Origin of the sequence: Streptomyces sp. NPDC020983 (assembly GCF_044333485.1) — a bacterium.
Taxonomy (GTDB): domain Bacteria; phylum Actinomycetota; class Actinomycetes; order Streptomycetales; family Streptomycetaceae; genus Actinacidiphila.
Genome location: NZ_JBIRRA010000007.1, coordinates 95,491 through 115,059 on the forward strand (window position 1 = coordinate 95,491; position 19,569 = coordinate 115,059).

Consider the following 19,569-nt stretch of genomic DNA (forward strand, 5'->3'; position numbering starts at 1 on the left):
CAGGTGTGGGACTCCACCGGCGGAGCCAACCAGCACTGGAGGCTGAGCCCCGTGGGCACCACCACGCCACCGCCGACGACCGGGCAGTACGGCAATCCCGTCCTGTGGGAGGACCTGGCCGACGCCGACGTCTTCCGGGTCGGCGACACCTACTACTACTCGGCCTCCACCATGCACTACTCGCCGGGTGCGCCCATCCTGCGCTCGTACGACCTGGTCCACTGGGAGTTCGCCGGCCACTCGGTGCCCTCGCTGGACTTCGGGTCGAAGTACGACCTGAACGGCGGCCGCGGCTACGTGCGCGGCGTGTGGGCCTCGTTCCTCAACTACCGCAAGAGCGACAAGACGTTCTACTGGGGCGGTTGCATCGACTTCAACAAGACGTACATCTACACGGCCACGTCGGTCGAGGGCCCGTGGAGCAGGCACACCACGATCGACAACTGCTACTACGACGCCGGGATGATGGTCGACGACGACGACACCATGTACGTCTCGTACGGCAACACCAACATCAGCGTGGCCCAGCTGTCGGCCGACGGGCGGACCCAGGTGCGCACGCAGCAGGTGTTCAGCACGCCGTCCAGCGTCGGGACGCTCGAGGGCTCCCGGATGTACAAGATCAACGGGAACTACTACATCTTCCTGACCAGGCCGGCCAACGGCCAGTACATCCTGAAGTCGACCAGCGGTCCGTTCGGCCCCTACACCATGCACCAGGTCCTGCTCGACCTGCCCGGGCCGGTCGCCGGGGGCGGAGTGCCGCACCAGGGCGGGCTGGTGCAGACCCAGAACGGCGACTGGTACTACATGGCCTTCCAGGACGCCTACCCCGGCGGCCGGGTTCCGGTCCTCGCCCCCGTCACCTGGACGTCCGACGGCTGGCCGGTCGTGCAGACGGTCAACAACGCGTGGGGCTCGTCCTACCCCCTGCCGAACATCCCCGCCTCGACGCGGCAGGTGAAGTCCCCCACCGGGACGGACACCTTCAGCGGCACCGCGCTCGGACCGGAGTGGGAGTGGAACCACAACCCCGACACGACCAAGTACACCGTGAACAACGGCCTCCAGCTCCGGACGGCGACCGTCACCGGCGACCTCTACTCGGCCCGCAACACCCTCACCCACCGGATCCTCGGCCCGTCCTCCACGGCGACCGTCACAATGGACTACTCCGCGATGCACGACGGCGACAGAGCGGGGCTGGCCATGCTGCGGAACTCCTCCGCCTGGATCGGCGTCAGACGTGACGGCGGCCAGACCCGGGTGTCCATGGTCGACAACATCACCATGGACGGCAACTGGAACACCACGGCGACCGGCACGGAAGTCGCCTCCGCCCCGGTGTCCGGAGGGAAGATCTGGCTGCGTGCCACCGCCGACATCCGCCCGGGCTCCGGCCGCCAGGCGCACTTCTCCTACAGCACCGACGGAACGAACTTCACGCCGCTGGGATCCGCCTTCACCATGGACAGCAGCTGGCAGTTCTTCATGGGCTACCGCTTCGCCCTGTTCGACTACGCCACCCAGTCCCTCGGCGGATCGGTGAACGTCAGCAGTTTCGACCTGGCCACGCCATGACGCGGTGCGCCGCGCCTTCGCCCGCCGGCGAGGACACGCGGCGCGCTCGCCGGGCTGCCCGTCCGGTCGCCCGCCACGGCGGTGGTCACCTCGACCCCCGCCGTGGCCGGGCCACCCGCACCGTCCACGGCCCCGGTGCGGTGGGCCCGGCCGCCTACGAGGCGGCGTCCGCAACACCGTCCACCACGCCGGCACCGGCCGTACGGCCCGGGTCCTCCTGGTCGGCGGCTTCGTTGGCGCGGCTGATCTCGGCCATGTGCTCCTCCGCCCAGGCCCGCAGCCCCGCGAGGGCGACCTCCAGGGACAGCCCGAGTGCGGTGAGCCGGTAGAAGACCCGCGGCGGAACGGCCGGTTCGACCCGGCGCGACACCAGCCCGTCGCGGGTCAGGCTTCGCAGCGTCACGGACAGCATCTTCTGCGAGACACCGGGCATCCGGCGTCTCAGCTCCGCGAAGCGCACCTCGTCCGGTGCCGCATCGGCGAGCGTCCTGACGGCCATGGACGTCCACTTCGTACCTATGCGGTCCAGCAACTGCCGCGTCGGGCACTGGGGATCGAACAGATCGCCGCGCACCCCGCGGCCGGCGGCCGCGGTTCCCCGGGTGGTCACCTGTGGCTCACCACCTTCCCCGAAAGTGCCGTCTGGGCAGCGGTCGGACGGTTACCTATCGTTTTCTGGTCACCAATGGTAACCAGTCGGAGGAGCCGTCATGCCCGCCACCACCGCAATCCCCCTCCGCCGTGTCGCGACGAACGGCGTCCGGCTCAACGTCGCAGTCGCCGGGGACGGACCGGCTGTCCTCCTGCTGCACGGCTTCCCGCACACCTGGCAGCTCTGGAGCGGCATCATGGGCCGGCTGGCCGGGCGGTACCGGGTCATCGCCCCGGACCTGCGCGGCTTCGGCGCCAGCACGCGAGCCGTCGACGGTTACGACGCAGGCACCCTCGCCGCCGACGCCGAAGGGCTGCTCGACGCACTCGGCGAGCCCTCGGCCGCGGTGGTGGGCATCGACGCGGGCACCGCCCCCGCCGTCCTGCTCGCGCTGCGCCGCCCCGACCGCGTCCGGCGCCTGGTCGCGATGGAGGCACTGCTCGGCGGCCTGCCCGGAGCGGAACACGGCATCGCGGGCGGCGCCCCGTGGTGGTTCGGCTTCCACGCCGTCCCCGGCCTCGCCGAGACCGTCCTGGCCGGCAACGAGGCCCCGTACCTCGACTGGTTCCTCGACGCGGGGACGCTCGGGCGGGGGGTACCCGACGACATCCGTGCGGCCTTCGTCCGTGCGTACACCGGGAGCGAGGCCCTGCGCTGCGCGTTCTCCTGGTACCGGGCCCTGCCCACCAGCGCGCAGCAGCTGCAGGACGCCGTCGCGACGGCTCGGCTGACGATGCCCACCGTGGCCGTCGGCTCTCACCCCGTCGGCACCGGGCTCGAGCGCCAGCTCCGTCCCGTCGCCGACGACCTGGTCGGACACCACCTCCAGGACTGCGGCCACATCATCCCCCTCGACCGCCCCGACGCACTGACCGCGCTCCTCGACCCCTTCCTCTCCGCCGATCTGCCGAAGTGACCGGAGCGGGACCGACGCACCATGGCGCCGGGGCGAGCCGGTCAGCGTGGTCGCGGGCCGCTCCTTCGTGCGGACCGTCCGGGACGCGGTGGGTGCCGCGGCCCGGACGGTGGGCTCACCGGGGCGGTGCAGGCCGGCTCAGGAGGCGAGGAAACGCTCCACGGCGGTCAGGGTCACGGCGTCGGTGAGGTAGCCGAGGTGGGTCTGGCAGGGGACCAGGTTGTTGGTGGCGCCGTTCAGTTCCGTGCTGGTGTAGGGGATGATCACGCCGTCGCACGGGGAGTACCAGGTGGCGTACGCGGTGCTGCCCGGCGTCTCGTCGCCGGCGTTGAGCGTGCCGAGGAAGCCGGAGCCGGGATACATCTCGACGCACGAGCTGTAGACCAGGCACGCGGCTGCGAAGGTGGTGCCGTGGTTGGCGCCGGCGATCGAGGCGAGGTGGCGGACGTACGGCTGGCCGCCGAGTTCCTTGACGTACCAGTCGCTGACCAGGCCGCCCATGGAGTGGTTGACGATGTCGACCTGGCCGGCGCCGGTCGTGGCGAGCACCTGCCTGACGTACGCCGCCAGGCCCGCCGCGCTGGTCCTGTTGGACTGCGTCCAGTCGTACTGGTAGGCGAACAGCTCGCTGCTTCCGTAGCCGTTGGCCTCGAACACGGCCTCGGCGGTTGCCCAGTTGCCCGCGTTGCCGCTGAAACCGTGGACGAAGACCACCGGGGTGTGCGCGGTCGCGGCGCTCGCGGCGCCCGGCTGCAGCACGAATCCCAGGCCGAGAGCGGACAGCAGGGCGAGCAGGACCGCGGATATCCGTCGCATGGACTCTCCTTGTCGAGTGGGGGGCCGGATCCTTGGAGTGTGGGCCGCCGCCCGCGCGCGCGTACCGGTGGAATCACCGGTCTTCCCGGAGCCCTTCGGGTGCGATCGCTCCTGTGCCCCGCCCGCCGCCCGGTTCGCCTCTGCTGTCACAGGCGGCACCGGCCTACCCCTTCCGGGCCGGGCTACCGGCGCGTGACACTGGCGGCATGATGGCGGAACCGGGCCGGCGCGCCGTGCTCCCGCATCCGTTGCACGGGCGGGACGCCGAGCGCGCACTGCTGGCCGACGCGGTGTCCGGTGCCCGCGCCGGACGGGGTACGGCCGTCCTGCTGGCCGGTGCACCGGGCACGGGCCGTTCCGCGCTGCTGGCGGAGGCGGCCCGGGCGGCGGCCGCCGAGGGGGCGAGCGGCACCCCCGGGGGCACACCTCCCGACGCCCCGGCGGGAGCAGGCTCCCGGGCCGGTGCCGTCACGGGCGGCGGCCCAGGGCCCGGGGACGGGACCGCGAACGGCCGGGCGGCCCCGGCCCCCGGGGCCGCCCGGCTCACGGTGTGCCGTACGGCCTGCGCAGAGTCCGAGGCGCTGGTCCCGGCCGCCGGGCTGCACCGGCTGCTGATGCCGCTGGGCGCCTGGACGCAGAGGCTGCCCGCGGCGCAGACGCGCCCGCTGGAGCGGGTACTCGCCGGCCGGCCCCCCTCCGCGCGCGAGTCGTTCGCCACCGGTGTCGCCCTGCTGCGGCTGCTCGCAGCGGCGTCGGCGGAGTGCCCGCTGCTGTGGTGCGTGGACGACGCGCAGTGGCTCGACGAGACGTCGCTGCGCCTGCTGGGCTTCGTGGCACGCCGCTCGGCGGCCCTGCCGGTGGCCTTCCTGCTGGCGGCCGACGAAGGGGCGGCCGCCGAGCGGGAGCTGGACGGAGCCGGCGTGGCGCGGCTCGCGCCGCTGGACCGGGCCGCGGCGCTGCGGGTGGTCGCCGACCGGTGCCGTGCCGAGCCCGCCCCCGAGGCGGCGGCCGAGGCGGTGGACCTCGCGGGCGGCAACCCCCTGGCCCTGGTGGAGCTGGCCGCCGTGCTGGACGGGGGAGGGACCCCGCCGCTCGCGCTGCCGCCGGGCAGCCGCCTGCGGGCGCACTACCGGCAACGCCTGGCAGCGCTCACCCCCGGCGCGCGGGCCGTCGTCTGCCTGGGCCTCGTCGGAGACCGGTTGCAGGTACGGGCGGCGCTGGCGGCCGCGGCCCGGCTCGGCGCCGGCCCGGAGGCGCTGGACGAAGCCCTCGGCTCCGGACTGGTGACGGTGGACTCCGGTGCCGTCACCGTTGCCGGGCCTCCGGTGCGCGGCTGCCTGTCCGCCGATCTCGCCTTCGCCGACCGGCAGGCCGCGCACACGGCACTGGCCGGGGTGCTGGACCGCGCTTCGGCCCGCCTCCCTGCGGCGGTGCACCGGCTGGCGGCCGCGGAGCGGCCGTCGCGGCGGCTGGCGGGGGAACTGGACGCGGCCGCCGCCGCGGCCCGGGAGGCCGGTGAACCCCGGGCGGCCGCGTCCGCACTGGAACGGGCCGCGGAGGTGACCGTCCGCACCGACGCCAGGGCGCGCTGGCTGGTCGCGGCGGCCGCCGACCGGCTGCTGGCCGGTGAGTCCGCGCGCGCCCGCGACCTGCTGCGAAGGGTGCTGCCGCACGGCCCGGCACCGGCGACCCGGGCCCTGCGGATGCTGGTGCGGGGCGAGATGGAACTGCGCGAGGGCGTGCCGGCCCGGGCGTACCGTGACCTCTCGGCGGCGGTGACCGCGTTCCCGCCCTCCCAGCGCGAACCGGCCGCCCGCGCGCTGATGCTGGCGGGCGAGGCCGGCTGCCTGGCGGGCGACTTCGCCGGCTACTTCTCGCTCGCCGAACGCGCCCGCAGGCTGCGCACGGACGACGACCCGCCCGCCGTACGGCTCATCCACGACCACTTCGCGGGGATGGCCGCCACCTTCAGGGGGAACCACGACGAGGCGAGCCGTTCGCTGCGGCAGGTGGTACGGCTGGCCGCCGCCGTCCGCGAGCCGGAGGCCACGTGCTGGGCCAGCCAGGCCGCGTACACCCTCGGCGACGCCGACCGGGCCCACCGGCTGGCCGTCAGCTCCGTGCAGCAGGCCCAGGAGCTGGGCGCCGTCTCGCTGGTGCCCGGCGCGCTGGTCTACCAGGCCCTGTCCGCCCTGATGCTCGACCGCTACGCCGCCGCCGAGACCGCAGCACTGGACGGACTGCGGCTCGCCGGTTCGCTGGGGCAGCGCAACCTCGCGGTTGACCACCTGGCCGTGCTGGGCCTGCTGGCCGCGCTGCAAGGGGACGGGACGTCCGCGGCGGTGCGGCTGCGGACGGCCGCGCACGAGGTCGCGTCGCGCGAACTGGGCCGCCCCAGCGCCTTCGGCTGCTGGGTCGCGGCCTGTGTGGACCTCGTCGAGGACCGGCCCGCCGACGCGCTCGACCGCTTCCGGCACATGACCGCCGGCGCGGGCCAGATCAACCTGGCGATCCGCGGCCTGGCCGCTCCGCACTTCGTGGAGGCCGCCGTCCGGTGCGGCCGGCACACCAAGGCCGCCGGCGCCCTGCGCGGCTTCGAGCACTGGGCTGTCGCCTCCGGCAGCACCACCCGGCGGGCCCTGGCCCACCGCTGCCACGGGCTGCTCGCCGACGGGCACGCGGCGGCCGAGGAGCACTTCCGCGAGGCCCTGCTGCTGCACGCGGCGGGCGACACCGCACTGGAGCGGGCCAAGACCGAGCTGTTCTTCGCGCACCGGCTGCGCCGCGCCCGCCGGCCCGGCGCTGCCCGCGGCCTGCTGCGCGAGGCCCTGGGCATCTTCCGGCAGGCCGGGGCGCGTGCCTGGGCCGAGCGCGCCACCGCCGAACTGCGGGCGGCCGGCGACAGCGTGGGTCCCCTCGCCCCGCGTGGCGGCACACGTGCTACCGCCGAGCTGACGGCGCAGCAGGCCCGTATCTGCGACCTGGTCGCCCAGGGAGCGACCAACCGCGAGATCGCCGACCTGCTCGTGCTGAGCACCCGGACGGTGGAGTACCACCTGCGCAACATCTTCGTCCGGCTCGGAGTGCGGTCCCGGGTGGAGCTGGTGTCCGTCATCCGCTGAGAGGCCTCCGGGGGGGTGAGAAGAGCGGCCGCCGGGGGAGACCGCAGCACCTCGGACCGGTCGTCACGGCTCCCTCCCGTGAACGGCGCGGGAAGCGGGTCACGAACGCGAGAGGGTGGTGCGAACCTCTCGCCGATGCGGTGGTCCCGCCGCGCGGACACCGCGGGCCGAGACACGTTCCGTGCGTGCCGCACCCGAAGCCGGCGCAGCCGCCCGGCGGCCGCATCGTCGCCGCGCGGGAGGACGACGCCCCCCCGCGGCGACAACGGCTCGCCCGGCCGTCGGTGGGCGAACGCGTCGTCCACCGGCCGCGTGGCCCTTCGCCGCGTGCGGCCACGCAGCACGCGGCGAAGGGAGGGGCTGCGCGTTACGGGGTCCACCTGACGCCGGGGTTGATGTGACCCGTCCAGTTGAAGACGGCCATGTTGTCCCAACCGTCCCCGCTGTTGTTGATGTCGGCGGGGTCCCACCCGTTGCCGGGCACGGCGTACCAGGTGGGCTCCCAGTAGAAGACGCCCACCGCCCCGGCGTTACGCGCGGTGTTCTGCACCGCGGCGAACTCGTCGGCCTGCCCCTGCCAGGTGAGCGGGTAGCCCGTGCACCCCGAGGTGACCGAGTTGCCGGTGCCGTCGGCGTTCGCCGAGGTGAAGGGATAGGCGGTCTCGGCGATGACGACGTCCTTGCCGTAGCGGGACCTCATGTCGGAGACGACGCTGCCCATGTTCGCCAGGGAGCCGTGCCACATGCAGTAGTAGGAGAGGCCGGTGACGTCCCAGGTGACACCCTTGGCCCTGATCCCGTCGTAGAACCAGCGGGCGTGGGCGTCGCTGTCGGCGTCCGCGGTGTGGATGACGACCTGGGTGCCGCTGTTGCACGCCTTGGTCGCGTTGTATCCCGCCTTCAGCAGCAGGCTGAGGTTGGTGAAGTCGTTGTTCACCACCTTGCCGTCGTTCCACAGCATCCCGGTGTTGATCTCGTTGCCGATCTGCACGCTGTCCGGCGTCGTGCCCTGGGACTTCAGGCTGGTGCAGACGTCGTAGGTGTAGTTGTAGACGTCCGTCTGGAGCTGGCCGATGCCGTGGCCCGTCCACGCCGCGGGCTTGTTCTGCTGCCCCGGGTCGGCCCAGCTGTCGGAGTAGTGGAAGTCGACCAGCAGCTTCAGGCCCCTGGCCTTGACCGCCCGCGCGTACTGCAGGACCTTCGCCTTGTTGTTGTAGCCGCTGGCGGGGTTGTTCCAGACCCGCAGGCGGACGTAGTTGACGCCCACGTCCTTGAGGATGTCCAGCGGGTCTCCGGCGTTGCCGCTCGCGTCGTAGTACTTCGCGCCGAGGTCCAGCGCCCGCTGTGTGGTCGACAGGTCCGCGCCGCGCATGCTGAGCGCGTTCGCGGCCGATGCCGTGGTGGGACTGCCGAGCATGGCCGCCGGCACGACAAGGCCTGCGAGCAGCAGGCCGACGGTCGCCCACCGGCCGGTTCTGTGGGTCGTCATGTCCGATCCCCTTTCCGTGAATCGAGGAGGCGGTGCAGGCGGGGACGTCGCCCGACCCGGGTGGGACGGGGCGCCCGCCGCCCTCCCACGCCGGTGCCCGGGCACGCCCGGCCACCGGCGCCGCCCGTCAGGCGGCCGAGCAGGAGACTCCGTTGAGCGTGAAGCCCGTGGGCTGCGCGAAGCTCCCGGTATAGGTGCCCTGGAAGCCGAATGACTGGCTTGCCCCCGGCGGGATCTGCGCGTTGTAGGAGACGTTCGTGGCGGTCACCGCGCCCGAGGCAGGGCTGACGGTCGCGTTCCACGAGCTGGTGACCGTCTGGCCGGCGGGCAGTGTGAAGGCAGCCGTCCAGCCGTTGACGGTCGTCGAGCCGGTGTTGGTGAGTGTCACGTTGGCCGTGAATCCGCCGGGCCAGGAACTGGGCGTGTAGGTGGCCGTGCAGGCCGGTCCGGTGCCGGTGCCTCCGGTGGCCGTCCCGCCGCCCGTCACCGTGCCGCCCGTCGAGGTGCCGGAGGTCGAGGTGCCGCCGGTCGAGGTGCCGCCGGTCGAGGTGCCGGAGGTCGTCGATCCGCCGGAGCCGGTGGTGCCCCCGGTGACGGACTGGCCGCCGAAGGTGACGACGAGGGTGCCGTCGGAGGCGAAGGACCAGGCCATGGCGCCCCCGTAGGAGCTGCAGCGCGAACCGTTGGTGCCGGACCAGAACTGATTGGAGCCGTCCGCATCGCCGACGACCTTGTCGCTGGAGCCGGAACTGCTGCGGCAGGAGGTGTTGCTGCGGAAGGTGGACGTACCGCTGTCGAAGGAGAAGTTGCGTTCGGCGTTGTCGATGCCGACGTTCCCGGAGACCGTCATCGAGCCGGGGTTGCTGTTGTAGGTGAAGCCGTGGTGGCCGTTGGCGTAGGCGATGTCGTTCCGGACGATGTGGTTGACCGCGACGCCGTCCCCGCCGAGCTTGAAGCCGTTGCGGTCACCGGCGCTGTTGCGCTGCCCGTTCGTGAGGGTGCCGTTTCCGTAGGAGAGCGAGTTCTCGATGGTCACCGGACCTATCGGGCCCGTGTCCGACTTGGTGTAGAGGTCCCACCCGTCGTCGATGTTGTTGTGCGACACGTCGTAGCGGAACACGTTCCCCGTCCCGGCGGTGAGTTTGGCGGCGAAGCCGTCGGCGTCCTCACCGTCGGAGTCCGCGTTGTCGTGCGACTCGGAGCTGATCACCAGGTTGTCGGACGGCCACTGGCTCTGCGGGGTGCTGGAGCCTGCTCGGGAGATCTGCAGCCCGGAGTCGCGGTTGTACGCGGTGACCGTGCGTTCGATGATGTTGTTGCTGCCACCGACGGAGATGCCGTTGTCGCCGGCGTGCTCGACCGTCAGCCCGTACAGGTGCCAGTAGGAGCCGTTCAGTTCGACGCCCCGGTTGGCGGAACTCTCGCTCTGTGCGGAGAAGTCGAGCACCGGAGTCTCCCCGGGATACGCCGAGATCTCCTTGCGGGCGCCGGACGTCCCGTTGTTGCCGGTGGCGATCGTGACCGTCTGCGAGAGGTGGTACGTGCCCCCGCGTACGTAGATCGTGCCGCCGGCGGAGATCCGTGTGACCGCCGAGGCCAGCGTCGTGGGCGCGGACTGCGTGCCGGCCGCGCTGTCCGTGCCCGACGGTGCGACGTACAGGGCGTTGCTGTTCAGCGCAGGGGCAGCCTGCGAGACCGACGGATGAAGCGCCGCCAGGCCGGCTGCTGCGGCCACTGACACCAGCGCCGCGGTGATGCCGCCCGGACGCGGCCGCCGCCGACGGGCTGGGGCGCCGTCTCTCGCGGGGCGGGAGCCGTGCAGGAGGGCAGGGGGAAGCGGATCGTGTCTCACGGTGGGGGGACCTTTCGTCCGGAGGCGTACGTCATCGGAACGGCTGGGGGCACGCACGTGCGGGCAGGCTCGCGGGGTTCTCGGGCCCGCTACCGCACCGGGTCCCAGTTGTCGCCGCCGGCCAGATAGGCGGCTGCGGTGAAGGAGGCGGCGTTCGCGGCGGAGAGCTGGGGGCGTGCCGAGTTCACGGTCGCGCCAGGGCCCGTGTTCGCGTATTCGCCGTACCGGCCCTGGGTCCACGTGGCGCCGGAGATACCGGTCCACGGGCCGTCCGTCCTGATCGCCGCGGGCAGCGTCGTCTCGCGGACCACCATCTGCGGGTCCATGCCCGCCGAGGGCTTCCACGCACGGCCCAGGTAGAGGCGACCGGCGGCGAAGGTGCTGGTCACGTTGTCGCCGGTGAGGAGGATGCCGTGCGGGTTGCCGCTGTAGGTGGCCGGGGCCGCGAGGTAGCCGCTGGTGAAGCCGTCGTCGTCGAGCACCTTGATGTGGGAGCGGTCCACGACCAGGGTTCCGTTGCCGAAGATGAAGTCGACGTCCCCCTCCACCTCGCCGCCGTAGACGTACTGCCGCAGGTTCGTGGTGGGGGTGGAGTTCCAGGACAGCAAGGTGTCCTGGTGGCCGTAGAAGATGCAGTCCAGGTACGTCTGCCGGTCGCCCTCCATGGCGAGCGCCACTGCCTGGGTGCCCGTCACCGAGGGATTGGCGAGTCGGCTGAAGAGGTTGCGGAAGGTGAGGTGCTCGGCGGTGAAGCCGTTGGCCTTCACATGCACGGTGGCCGAGCCCTCGGTGCCGTACGTGCCGCCGCCGGGCTTGGCCAGCCCGTTGTAGCGGGCGCCGTCGATGTGCACGTCGGCCGGATTCCCCGTGGCGCCGGTCATGGTCAGGTGGAGTTTCGTGGCCGGCACGGTGAGGTATTCGTCGTAGGTCCCGGCGGCCACGGAGATGGTGTACGCGGTGGGGGAGTTGTCCGGCACGGCGTTGATCGCCGACTGGATGCTGGAGAACTGCGCGCCGCTGTGGGCGACGGTGAGCGTCACGCCGGCGGCGTGCGCGGGGGTGGGGAGGAGGGCCGGGCCGGCGAGGGAGAGCAGACATGCCAGGGCCGCGGTCCCGACCGCTTTTGAGGATGGGGAGAACATGGGAGACCGTCCTCGGATGTGGGGGGTGAGGAAGCGGATCGTCAAACGTTAGCGCTAACAACGCGGCACGCGTGAAGCGCTTGCAGCCCAGAACTTAGGCCACAGTCCCGGGGTCGGCAAGACGTCGGGAGCGGGCAATCGAAGCGCTTCACCGTGGATCCGAGGCACCCGTCCGCCGGGCGCTGGGGCGCACCGGCACAGGGGTGGGGAGCCGGACGTTCACCGCCGTTGCCCCGGGACGTCGCGCAGCTGTCCCGGCCCCCCGCCGGGCGCCCGGCGGGGGGCCTGCTGCCGGGCTGCGGCCTGCATGACCGTTCTCGGAGCGGCGTGCCACAATGACGGCTCCAGGCTGCGGCGGGCTGCGAGAACCGCTCGTCCCGACAGTCTGCGCGACCAGGGAAAGGCGACTGTGGCGGACAGCAGGGCTGGAGGGTCTCCGGAGGACGAGCAGGATCTGCCCGACGAGCCCAGGGGCCCGGTCACCATCGCCTACATCGCCAAGTCGGCCGGAGTGTCGATCCCGACCGTCTCGAAAGTGCTCAACGGCAGGTCCGGGGTGTCCAGTGACACCCGCGCGCGGGTCGAGGACCTGATCAACAGATACGGCTACAAAAGGCCCCCCGCAAGCCGCAACAACGTGGTCGAGCTGATCTTCCGCGAGCTCGAGAGCATGTGGGCGGTGGAGATCATCCGGGGGGTCGAACGGACCGCGGGCAGGAACCGGGTCGGAGTGATGGTCTCCGAGTTCGGCCTGCACGACCGGACCATGGACGACATGGTCGACCGGCGGCCGCACAGCGTGCTCTCCGTGGCCCAGCTTTCCGACGACGAGCGGGCCCAGCTCGCCGAGAGGGGAATCCCCTTCGTGGTCTTCGATCCCACGGAGGAACTCCCCGACGGTGTGCCGTACGTCAGCGCCACCAACTGGCGGGGCGGGCGATCGGCCGCGCGGCACCTGATCGACCTCGGTCACCGGCGGATCGCCATGATCGGAGGGCCTGCGCAGCAGTCCTGCTTCCAGGCGCGGCAGGCGGGCTACGTCTCCGCGCTGGCGGCGGCGGCACTTCCCGTCGACCACGGCCTGGTCGTTCACGCGGCGCTCACCCGGGAGGGCGGCTGCCAGGCCGCACACCAGCTGCTGAGGATCCCCGACAGACCCACTGCGATCTTCACCGCCAACGACCTGCAGGCTCTGGGCGTCTACCAGGCGGCACGCGAGTTGGGCCTGGCCGTTCCGGCCGATCTGAGCGTGGTCGGCTTCGACGACCTGCCGATCGTGTCCTGGGTGGATCCGCCGCTCACGAGCGTTCACCAACCGCTCACGGAGATGGCGGAGGCCGCCACGGAGCTGGCGTTGGCGCTCGGCCGGGGCGAGCGGCCCACTCGGACCGGTCTGGAGATCGCCACGTCGCTGACCGTCCGTGAGAGCACGGCTCCGCCGGCAGAGGAACCGAAGGCGATCTGACCCTGCGGGCCGGTCCGCGCATCCGCCGGCCGTGCCGCCCCGGCTCCTTCCCCGCTCCGGCCGGTTCCTGCCGGCGTACTGCCGCGTGGGAGCCCGTGCCCACCGAAGCGTCAGCCGGCCTTCAGCTCGTGCGATACGTTTCGCTCCGTCTTTCGGAAACCGAAAGCGGCCGGTGGGTGCGCCCGAGGTCCTCTTTGGCACGGAACGTCAAGAACGCCCCCGGATCTGGCACGCGTTCCGCAAGCGGCGCTGTACCCCGTGATCCGAGCGGTGCCGGGCGGTACTCGGGCGGTGGTCGCGGCGCCGCATCGTGCACTTCCGGACAACTGGGTTGCCGGTGCGCGCGTTCGGGCTCTGCGGTCTTGACGGCTTCTGCCGCCTGATGCAGTTTATGTGTCGGACACATCGCGAGAAACTTTCCTCCCTGTCTCCCTTACGAGGAAGCGCGAGGGCCGTCGGCCGACGGTCGGACCCAGCACGGCCCAGTTCCTCTCCAAGGCGCGATTGCCGCCTTGCCCCCCACGCGAGGAGATTGATCTTCCATGTCCTGGCTTTCCACGGAGCGTCCTGTCCCCTGCCTTCGCGGTGGTCACCGGTGTGATCGCCGTCGAGGTTCCGGCCCTTGGCCGGAACCGGTCCGTAACGGCTTGCTCGGGATCAGTCAGGAATGAGGAGTTTCCCATGCGAAGAGGACGAATCCGCCGCAGGCGGTTGTCCGCGGTGCTCACGGCCGTGGTGGCGGCCCTGGTCGCGGTGGCGGCGATGCTCGTCGCCGCTCCAGCTCAGGCAGCCACCAGCGGTGCCCTGCGCGGTGTCGGTTCCGGCCGGTGTCTCGATGTGCCGAATTCCGGCCAGACCGACGGGACGTACCTGCAGATCTACGACTGCTCGGGCGGGACCAACCAGCAGTGGACGCTGACGGACAGCAACCAGCTGACCGTGTACGGAGGCAAGTGCCTGGACGTCCCGGGTCACGCCACCGCCGCCGGTACGAAGGTGGAGATCTGGACCTGCAACGGTGGTGCGAACCAGCAGTGGCGGGTGAACCCCGACGGCACGGTCGTCGCCGTGGAGTCCGGACTGTGCCTGGACGTCACGGGCGGCGCCACGGTCAACGGCAGCCCGGTGGAGATCTGGACCTGCAACGGCCGTACCAACCAGCAGTGGACCGGCCTGTCCGGGACGGGCGGCACCTGTTCTCTTCCCTCCGCGTACCACTGGACGTCCACGGGTGCGCTGGCGCAGCCGGCGAACGGCTGGGTGTCGCTGAAGGACTTCTCGAGCGTCGTCTACAACGGCAAGCACCTGGTCTACGGCTCGACCGTCAACCAGTCCGGGTCATACGGCTCGATGGGCTTCGCGCCCTTCACGAACTGGTCGGACATGGCGTCGGCCGGCCAGACCGGAATGAACCAGGGCACGGTGGCGCCCACGCTCTTCTACTTCGCGCCCAGGAACATCTGGGTGCTGGCGTCCCAGTGGGGGCAGTGGCCGTTCTTCTACCGAACCTCCAGCGACCCCACCAACCCCAACAGCTGGTCCGCGCCGCAGGCGCTGTTCACCGGGAGCATCCCCAACTCCGCCCCCATCGACCAGACGCTGATCGCCGACGGCCAGAACATGTACCTGTTCTTCGCCGGCGACAACGGCAGCATCTACCGGGCCAGCATGCCGATCGGGAACTTCCCCGGCAGCTTCGGCTCCTCGTACACCACGGTGATGAGCGACACGACGGCCAACCTGTTCGAGGCGGTGCAGGTGTACAAGGTCCAGGGGCAGAGCCAGTACCTCATGATCGTGGAGGCCATGGGAGCGAACGGGCGGTACTTCCGCTCCTTCACCGCCTCCAGTCTGAGCGGTTCGTGGACCCCGCAGGCCGCCTCCGAGAGCAACCCCTTCGCGGGCAAGGTCAACAGCGGTGCCACCTGGACCAACGACATCAGCCACGGTGACCTGGTCCGCAACAACCCCGACCAGACCATGACCATCGACCCCTGCAACCTGCAGTTCCTCTACCAGGGCAGGAACCCTGCTTCGGACGGCACCTCCTACAACCTGCTGCCGTGGCGGCCGGGCGTGCTCACCCTGCAGCACTGACCCGCCCGGTCTTCGGTGATCGCGAGGTGGTGCGGTCCGCTTACACGTGGACGAGCAATTCACGGCGCGGGCGACTTCGCGGCCACCTCCTCCTCGGCCCCGTCGACGAATTCGGCGCAACTCGTCGCGTCGACGGGGCCCATCCGCACGGGGAAGTGCTCCCCTACCTGCTCGTCCGATCCGGTGCCGCTCTGTCGACCTGGAGGCCCGAATGCCATCAGAAAGCAGATTCCGTCCCAATGTGCCCGTTCTGCGCAGGAGCAGGAGACTGCGCAGGCTCGCGGTGAGCGCGGCAGCCGTCCTGACGATCGCCGCACCCCCCGCGGCCCAGAGCACGGCGGCCCACGCGGCGAGCGCGACCGTCGACGTCACGGTCAACGCCAACGAGGGACTCGGGACGGTCTCTTCCACCGCGTACGGCGCGAATCAGGCCGTGTGGGACGGCAGCATGAACGTGCCGGAGGCCGCGAGCGTACTGCGCGGGGCGAACGTCGGCATGATGCGCTACCCGGGCGGCTCCTACGGCGACGGCTACCACTGGCAGACCAACACGGTCACGGGCGGCGGGTACGTCGCGCCCGGAACGGACTTCGACTCGTTCATGGGTACCGTCGGGTCCGTCGGCGCGCAGGCGATCCTGATCGCGAACTACGGTTCCGGCTCCGCGGACGAAGCAGCCGACTGGGTGCGCTACGCCAACGTCACCAAGGGGTACCACGACCAGTACTGGGAGATCGGCAACGAGGTCTACGGCAACGGCTACTACGGTGCCGACTGGGAGCTCGATCAGCACGCTGACAAAAGCCCGGCCACCTACGCGGCGAACGTGGTGCAGTACGCGAAGGCGATGAAGGCCGTCGACCCCACGATCAAGATCGGAGTCGTGCTCACCCTGCCGGACAGCTGGCCCGACGGCGTCGTCGCCTCCGGAGACAGCAAGGACTGGAACCGGACGGTGCTGCCCGTCGTCGGCCCCTACGTCGACTTCGCAAGCGTGCACTACTACCCGAATCACACCACCGCCGCCGACATCCTGCAGCAGACGAAACTGCTCCCCGCGGAACTCGCGCAGCTGCGCCAGCAGATCAACCGGTACGCCGGGACGAACGGCCCGAACATCGGTGTCGCGGTGACCGAGGCCCAGTCGAACTTCCAGTCCGACACGCAGGTCGGGGCCCTGTTCGACACCGACATGTTCTTCACCGCCCTGGAGAACGGCGCCTTTACCGTGGACTACTGGGACACGCGCAACGGCACGGACTGCAGCAACATCACCACCGCCCCCGACGGCGCCACGGACTACGGCGACGGAGGCCTGCTCTCCAGCGGGGCGTCCTGCGAACCGCCGTGGAACACGCCCTTTCCCTCCTACTACGGGCTGCAGATGCTCAGCCACGTCGCCCAGCCCGGCGACACGCTGGTCAACTCCTCCTCCAGCAACCCCCTGCTCTCCGTGCACGCCGCCCGCAACGCGAACGGCGACCTGAGCGTCGAACTGGTCAACCAGGACCCGCAGGCCGCCTACACCGTCAACCTGGACTACGGAGGCTGGACACCCGACAGCGCCACCCCGACCGTCTACACCTACGCAGACGAAGCCACCTCGATCACCAGTACGCAGAAGGGCACGGCCGGCACCCAGGTCGTCCCCCCGTACTCGATCGTCACCGTCAAGCTCACCCCGTCGCCGGACAACCCGGTCGACCGCACCCTGACCGCGCCCGGCAGCCCGACCGTCACCTCCGTCGGCCCGGACGGCGCCACCATCTCCTGGCGGCCGTCCACCGGCGGCGACGTGACCCGCTACGAGGTCTACCAGCAGAACGGCACCAACAGCGTGCTGCTCGGCGAGTCCGCCTCGACCTCGTTCACCGCGCACAACCTGCGGCCCGGCACCGCCTACACGCTCAACGTGCTGGCCAGAAGCCAGCGCGGCTATCTCAGTGCGCCCTCCGAACCCGTGACCTTCATCACCGGCACACCCCAGAACAGCACCTGCGCCGTGAGCTACGACGTGAGCACCGACTGGGAGAGCGGCTTCGTCGCCAACATCTCCGTCACCAACACCGGCCCCACCCCGATCAACGGCTGGACACTCGCCTTCAGCTTCCCCACGGCCACCGAGACCGTCTCCGGCAGTACATGGAACGCCACCTACACCGAGAGCGGACAGAACGTGATCGTCACCCCCTCCACCTACACCACCGACCTCGCCCCGAACAGCGGCAACACCGTCAGCTTCGGATTCGTCGGCAACCAGACCGGCGCCAACCCGCCGCCCGCCGCGTTCACGCTCAACGGCACCGTCTGCACCACCACCTACCTGTCCTGAGGTGAGGCGCGGATCGCCGGGATGAGACCTCGGAGGACTTGAGCGCCACCACGGACATCGCGCGGGCACGCGGCAGTCGCCGTCGTTGACCAGGTTCGTCCGGCCGCCGGTGGCGCCGACCGCGGGCGGCCGGACGTACCCGACGATGTCGAGGAGGTCTTCCGAGTCCCGCGGCCGGCGCACGAGCCGGTCGACACGCCACTCTCCGGCCCGGCCGGCCGACCTCCTCGGCGGCCGCCCGGCCCTGGGCCCGAACGCCCTCGCCCCGGGCGAGGCCACGCTGGCCGCCCTGGACAGCCTCACCGACATCGACACCGCCATGCGCGCGGTGGAGCCTGTCGGCGCCCACTTCACCGGCGCGATCAGGCGCGAGACCGCGCACCTGCGGGCCGAGCGCGCCACGGGCCTGTCCCGGCACGACTGGCGGCGCGCTCGCCCCCAGCGGGGGTCGCAACGTGGCGACGACCCCCGCCGGCGCGGGGACGACCCGTATATCTGCCTCAGGCACAGCTACTGAGGGCGAGGAGGCGCCGGTCACGGGCGACCGACGACTTTCCGCGGTGTGCGTGACGTCGCTTCAGGCCGCGCTCAGCAGATGTAGTTGTCCTGCCAGACCCAGTAGTCCAGGGCGGCCCAGGTGTTGGGGCCCACGACGCCGTCGGCCGTCAGGCCCGCACAGCTCTGGAACTTCATCACGTCGGCCTTCGTCGCGCTGCCGAAGATGCCGTCGCGGGTCAGGTTGCTGCCGCTCACGGTCCAGCGCAGCTCGCACTGGACCTGCTGAACGGCCGCCCCCGCGTTGCCGTAGGCGACCATGGGCTCGCTGTCGGTGTAGCTGCAGAGCCACGACGACTGGGCCGAGGCGCTGGGCGCCGCGACCACGCCGATCGACAGCGCGAGACCGGCGGTGGCGAACGCGGCCGCGATCTGCTTCTTCATTGGGTGAACTCCTCCGTGTGGGGCCCTCATGGGCCGTGGGCAAGTCGATCACCCGCGCGGTACGCGCGGACAGCCATGTTCTGGTCGACTACGGTGCGTGTAGGAAGAAATAATCCGAGTTTGCAGGTGCAAGGGAATTCGCGGGGACGGATGATCCACCAGAGCGCCGGGAATTTCGCCCCTTACTCCTGAGTACGCCGCACTGCCCGGCATGACCTCGGAGGATCCGGATCCGTGATCTACACCCGTAGTGCGGAGGAACGCGTCACGAAACGCGGTGCGCGGGGCTGACCGAAAACGATCCTCATGCAATATCTGATGGGCAGGTGCCGATTGCGACGGGCACATGCGGGTGGCGGCGCACCGAATACGACGGGCACATGCGGGTGGCGGCGCAGCCGTCGCGGGCGACCGACAGATCACCGGCGCCCGGGCCGTCCCACCCCTACCGCCGCGCGGGCGGTCGGGCCCGCCATGTCACCCCTGCCCCTCAATCCCGGCCGGTCGTGAAGGGGTGAAGCCGCGCCCCCCGCGTTCGATGCCGTTTCGGGTACAGGGCCCGGTGCGGATCCCTACAATGGGACCCGCACCAGAGTGCCGAACTCGATTCGGCTCCACTTGGGACTCCCCGGGCCGGGGGAGGGGTGCGCACGCGGACCGCCCCCTGAACGGAGGAGCAGCACACGTCCGGCCCCGCGGTGTGCTGCCGTTCCCGTGTCCCGACTCCCGATCCTGGGTGCCGGCGCGCTCCTCGCGTCCCCGCCCACCGGCCTGTACTTCGCCGGCGCCCCCTGGTGGGGCCTGCTCCTGGCCGCGGTGCCCGGCTCCATACCCCTGGCCGCCCAATCCCTCGCCCTGGTCCTGCGGGAGATCTGGCCCCAGGAGAGCGGGCACCGGATGTCGCTGCTGCGGGAGTTCCCCGGCCTCCGCCGCCCCGCTGCTGCCGAGTACGGCCAGGACCCGCCGTCCGAGGACGGGACAGCCGGCGCGCCCTGATGTCGGTCCGGCGGGTTGCACCCGCCCACACCTCGGCGGCGACAAGGCCTGGCGGCCTCGATCCGACCGGCGCGCTCACGCCCTGACGGACCGTCTCCGTCAGCCGATGCCCGCCATGTACCCGGGACGGCGGGCCGGTTGCCGCGGCTCAGCCGGCCGAGGCGTGACGA

Annotated in this window: 14 protein-coding genes and 2 pseudogenes; 8 read left to right on the plus strand and 8 right to left on the minus strand. The window is 71.3% G+C overall.

Annotated elements, in window-relative coordinates; genetic code table 11:
• The first annotated feature begins 42 nt into the window (after positions 1-42).
• The gene (locus ACH4SE_RS16995) at positions 43-1,581 is read left to right on the plus strand and encodes a glycoside hydrolase 43 family protein (RefSeq protein ID WP_398544547.1); all 1,539 of its coding nucleotides are present in this window, start codon (positions 43-45) and stop codon (positions 1,579-1,581) included.
• Positions 1,582-1,735: 154 nt separating this feature from the next.
• Here ACH4SE_RS16995 and ACH4SE_RS17000 read toward each other — a convergent pair whose 3' ends face one another.
• The gene (locus ACH4SE_RS17000) at positions 1,736-2,191 is read right to left on the minus strand and encodes a winged helix-turn-helix transcriptional regulator (protein ID WP_398544180.1); all 456 of its coding nucleotides are present in this window, start codon (positions 2,189-2,191) and stop codon (positions 1,736-1,738) included.
• A gap of 100 nt (positions 2,192-2,291) precedes the next feature.
• On the opposite strand from ACH4SE_RS17000, the gene ACH4SE_RS17005 reads away from it, so the two are divergent.
• A complete protein-coding gene (locus tag ACH4SE_RS17005) occupies positions 2,292-3,149 on the plus strand; it encodes an alpha/beta fold hydrolase (RefSeq protein WP_398544181.1) in 858 nt (285 codons plus the stop codon).
• Positions 3,150-3,287: 138 nt separating this feature from the next.
• Here ACH4SE_RS17005 and ACH4SE_RS17010 read toward each other — a convergent pair whose 3' ends face one another.
• Positions 3,288-3,965 carry an esterase/lipase family protein gene (locus tag ACH4SE_RS17010; RefSeq protein WP_398544182.1) on the minus strand — a complete coding sequence of 226 codons (678 nt, stop codon included), beginning with the start codon at positions 3,963-3,965 and terminating at the stop codon, positions 3,288-3,290.
• A 206-nt stretch (positions 3,966-4,171) separates the two neighbouring features.
• Here ACH4SE_RS17010 and ACH4SE_RS17015 point away from each other — a divergent pair, with 206 nt between their 5' ends.
• Positions 4,172-7,087 carry an AAA family ATPase gene (locus ACH4SE_RS17015; RefSeq protein ID WP_398544183.1) on the plus strand — a complete coding sequence of 972 codons (2,916 nt, stop codon included), beginning with the start codon at positions 4,172-4,174 and terminating at the stop codon, positions 7,085-7,087.
• Between the two features lie 367 nt (positions 7,088-7,454).
• Here ACH4SE_RS17015 and ACH4SE_RS17020 read toward each other — a convergent pair whose 3' ends face one another.
• The 4 genes and pseudogenes from ACH4SE_RS17020 to ACH4SE_RS17035 all read right to left on the minus strand — a co-directional run bounded on the left by ACH4SE_RS17020 (position 7,455) and on the right by ACH4SE_RS17035 (position 11,570).
• A complete protein-coding gene (locus tag ACH4SE_RS17020) occupies positions 7,455-8,576 on the minus strand; it encodes an arabinogalactan endo-beta-1,4-galactanase (RefSeq protein WP_398544184.1) in 1,122 nt (373 codons plus the stop codon).
• A gap of 127 nt (positions 8,577-8,703) precedes the next feature.
• On the minus strand, positions 8,704-9,063 hold the full coding sequence (locus ACH4SE_RS17025; RefSeq protein ID WP_398544548.1) for a cellulose binding domain-containing protein: 360 nt from the start codon (positions 9,061-9,063) through the stop codon (positions 8,704-8,706).
• A 99-nt stretch (positions 9,064-9,162) separates the two neighbouring features.
• Positions 9,163-10,293: pseudogene (locus ACH4SE_RS17030) on the minus strand (right-handed parallel beta-helix repeat-containing protein); the annotation flags it as partial.
• A 224-nt stretch (positions 10,294-10,517) separates the two neighbouring features.
• Positions 10,518-11,570: a pectinesterase family protein gene (locus tag ACH4SE_RS17035; protein ID WP_398544185.1), complete on the minus strand. Its 1,053-nt coding sequence runs from the start codon at positions 11,568-11,570 to the stop codon at positions 10,518-10,520.
• A 409-nt stretch (positions 11,571-11,979) separates the two neighbouring features.
• Here ACH4SE_RS17035 and ACH4SE_RS17040 point away from each other — a divergent pair, with 409 nt between their 5' ends.
• Both ACH4SE_RS17040 and ACH4SE_RS17045 read left to right on the plus strand, forming a co-directional pair.
• Positions 11,980-13,035, plus strand: a complete 1,056-nt coding sequence (locus ACH4SE_RS17040; protein WP_398544186.1) for a LacI family DNA-binding transcriptional regulator — start codon at positions 11,980-11,982, stop codon at positions 13,033-13,035.
• Positions 13,036-13,716: 681 nt separating this feature from the next.
• The gene (locus tag ACH4SE_RS17045) at positions 13,717-15,132 is read left to right on the plus strand and encodes a non-reducing end alpha-L-arabinofuranosidase family hydrolase (RefSeq protein WP_398544187.1); all 1,416 of its coding nucleotides are present in this window, start codon (positions 13,717-13,719) and stop codon (positions 15,130-15,132) included.
• Between the two features lie 59 nt (positions 15,133-15,191).
• On the opposite strand, the gene ACH4SE_RS17050 is transcribed toward ACH4SE_RS17045, so the two are convergent.
• Complete coding sequence (locus ACH4SE_RS17050; RefSeq protein WP_398544188.1) at positions 15,192-15,350, minus strand: hypothetical protein; 159 nt, start codon at positions 15,348-15,350, stop codon at positions 15,192-15,194.
• A 65-nt stretch (positions 15,351-15,415) separates the two neighbouring features.
• Between ACH4SE_RS17050 and ACH4SE_RS17055 the strand changes: the two genes are divergently transcribed.
• Together ACH4SE_RS17055 and ACH4SE_RS17060 are read left to right on the plus strand one after the other, a co-directional pair.
• The gene (locus ACH4SE_RS17055; RefSeq protein WP_398544189.1) at positions 15,416-17,464 is read left to right on the plus strand and encodes a cellulose binding domain-containing protein; all 2,049 of its coding nucleotides are present in this window, start codon (positions 15,416-15,418) and stop codon (positions 17,462-17,464) included.
• A gap of 217 nt (positions 17,465-17,681) precedes the next feature.
• Positions 17,682-17,897 (plus strand): annotated as a pseudogene (locus tag ACH4SE_RS17060) (TetR/AcrR family transcriptional regulator); the annotation flags it as partial.
• Between the two features lie 155 nt (positions 17,898-18,052).
• Here ACH4SE_RS17060 and ACH4SE_RS17065 read toward each other — a convergent pair.
• The gene (locus ACH4SE_RS17065; RefSeq protein ID WP_398544190.1) at positions 18,053-18,403 is read right to left on the minus strand and encodes a peptidoglycan-binding protein; all 351 of its coding nucleotides are present in this window, start codon (positions 18,401-18,403) and stop codon (positions 18,053-18,055) included.
• Between the two features lie 714 nt (positions 18,404-19,117).
• On the opposite strand from ACH4SE_RS17065, the gene ACH4SE_RS17070 reads away from it, so the two are divergent.
• A complete protein-coding gene (locus tag ACH4SE_RS17070; RefSeq protein ID WP_398544191.1) occupies positions 19,118-19,399 on the plus strand; it encodes a hypothetical protein in 282 nt (93 codons plus the stop codon).
• The last annotated feature ends 170 nt before the right edge of the window (positions 19,400-19,569 follow it).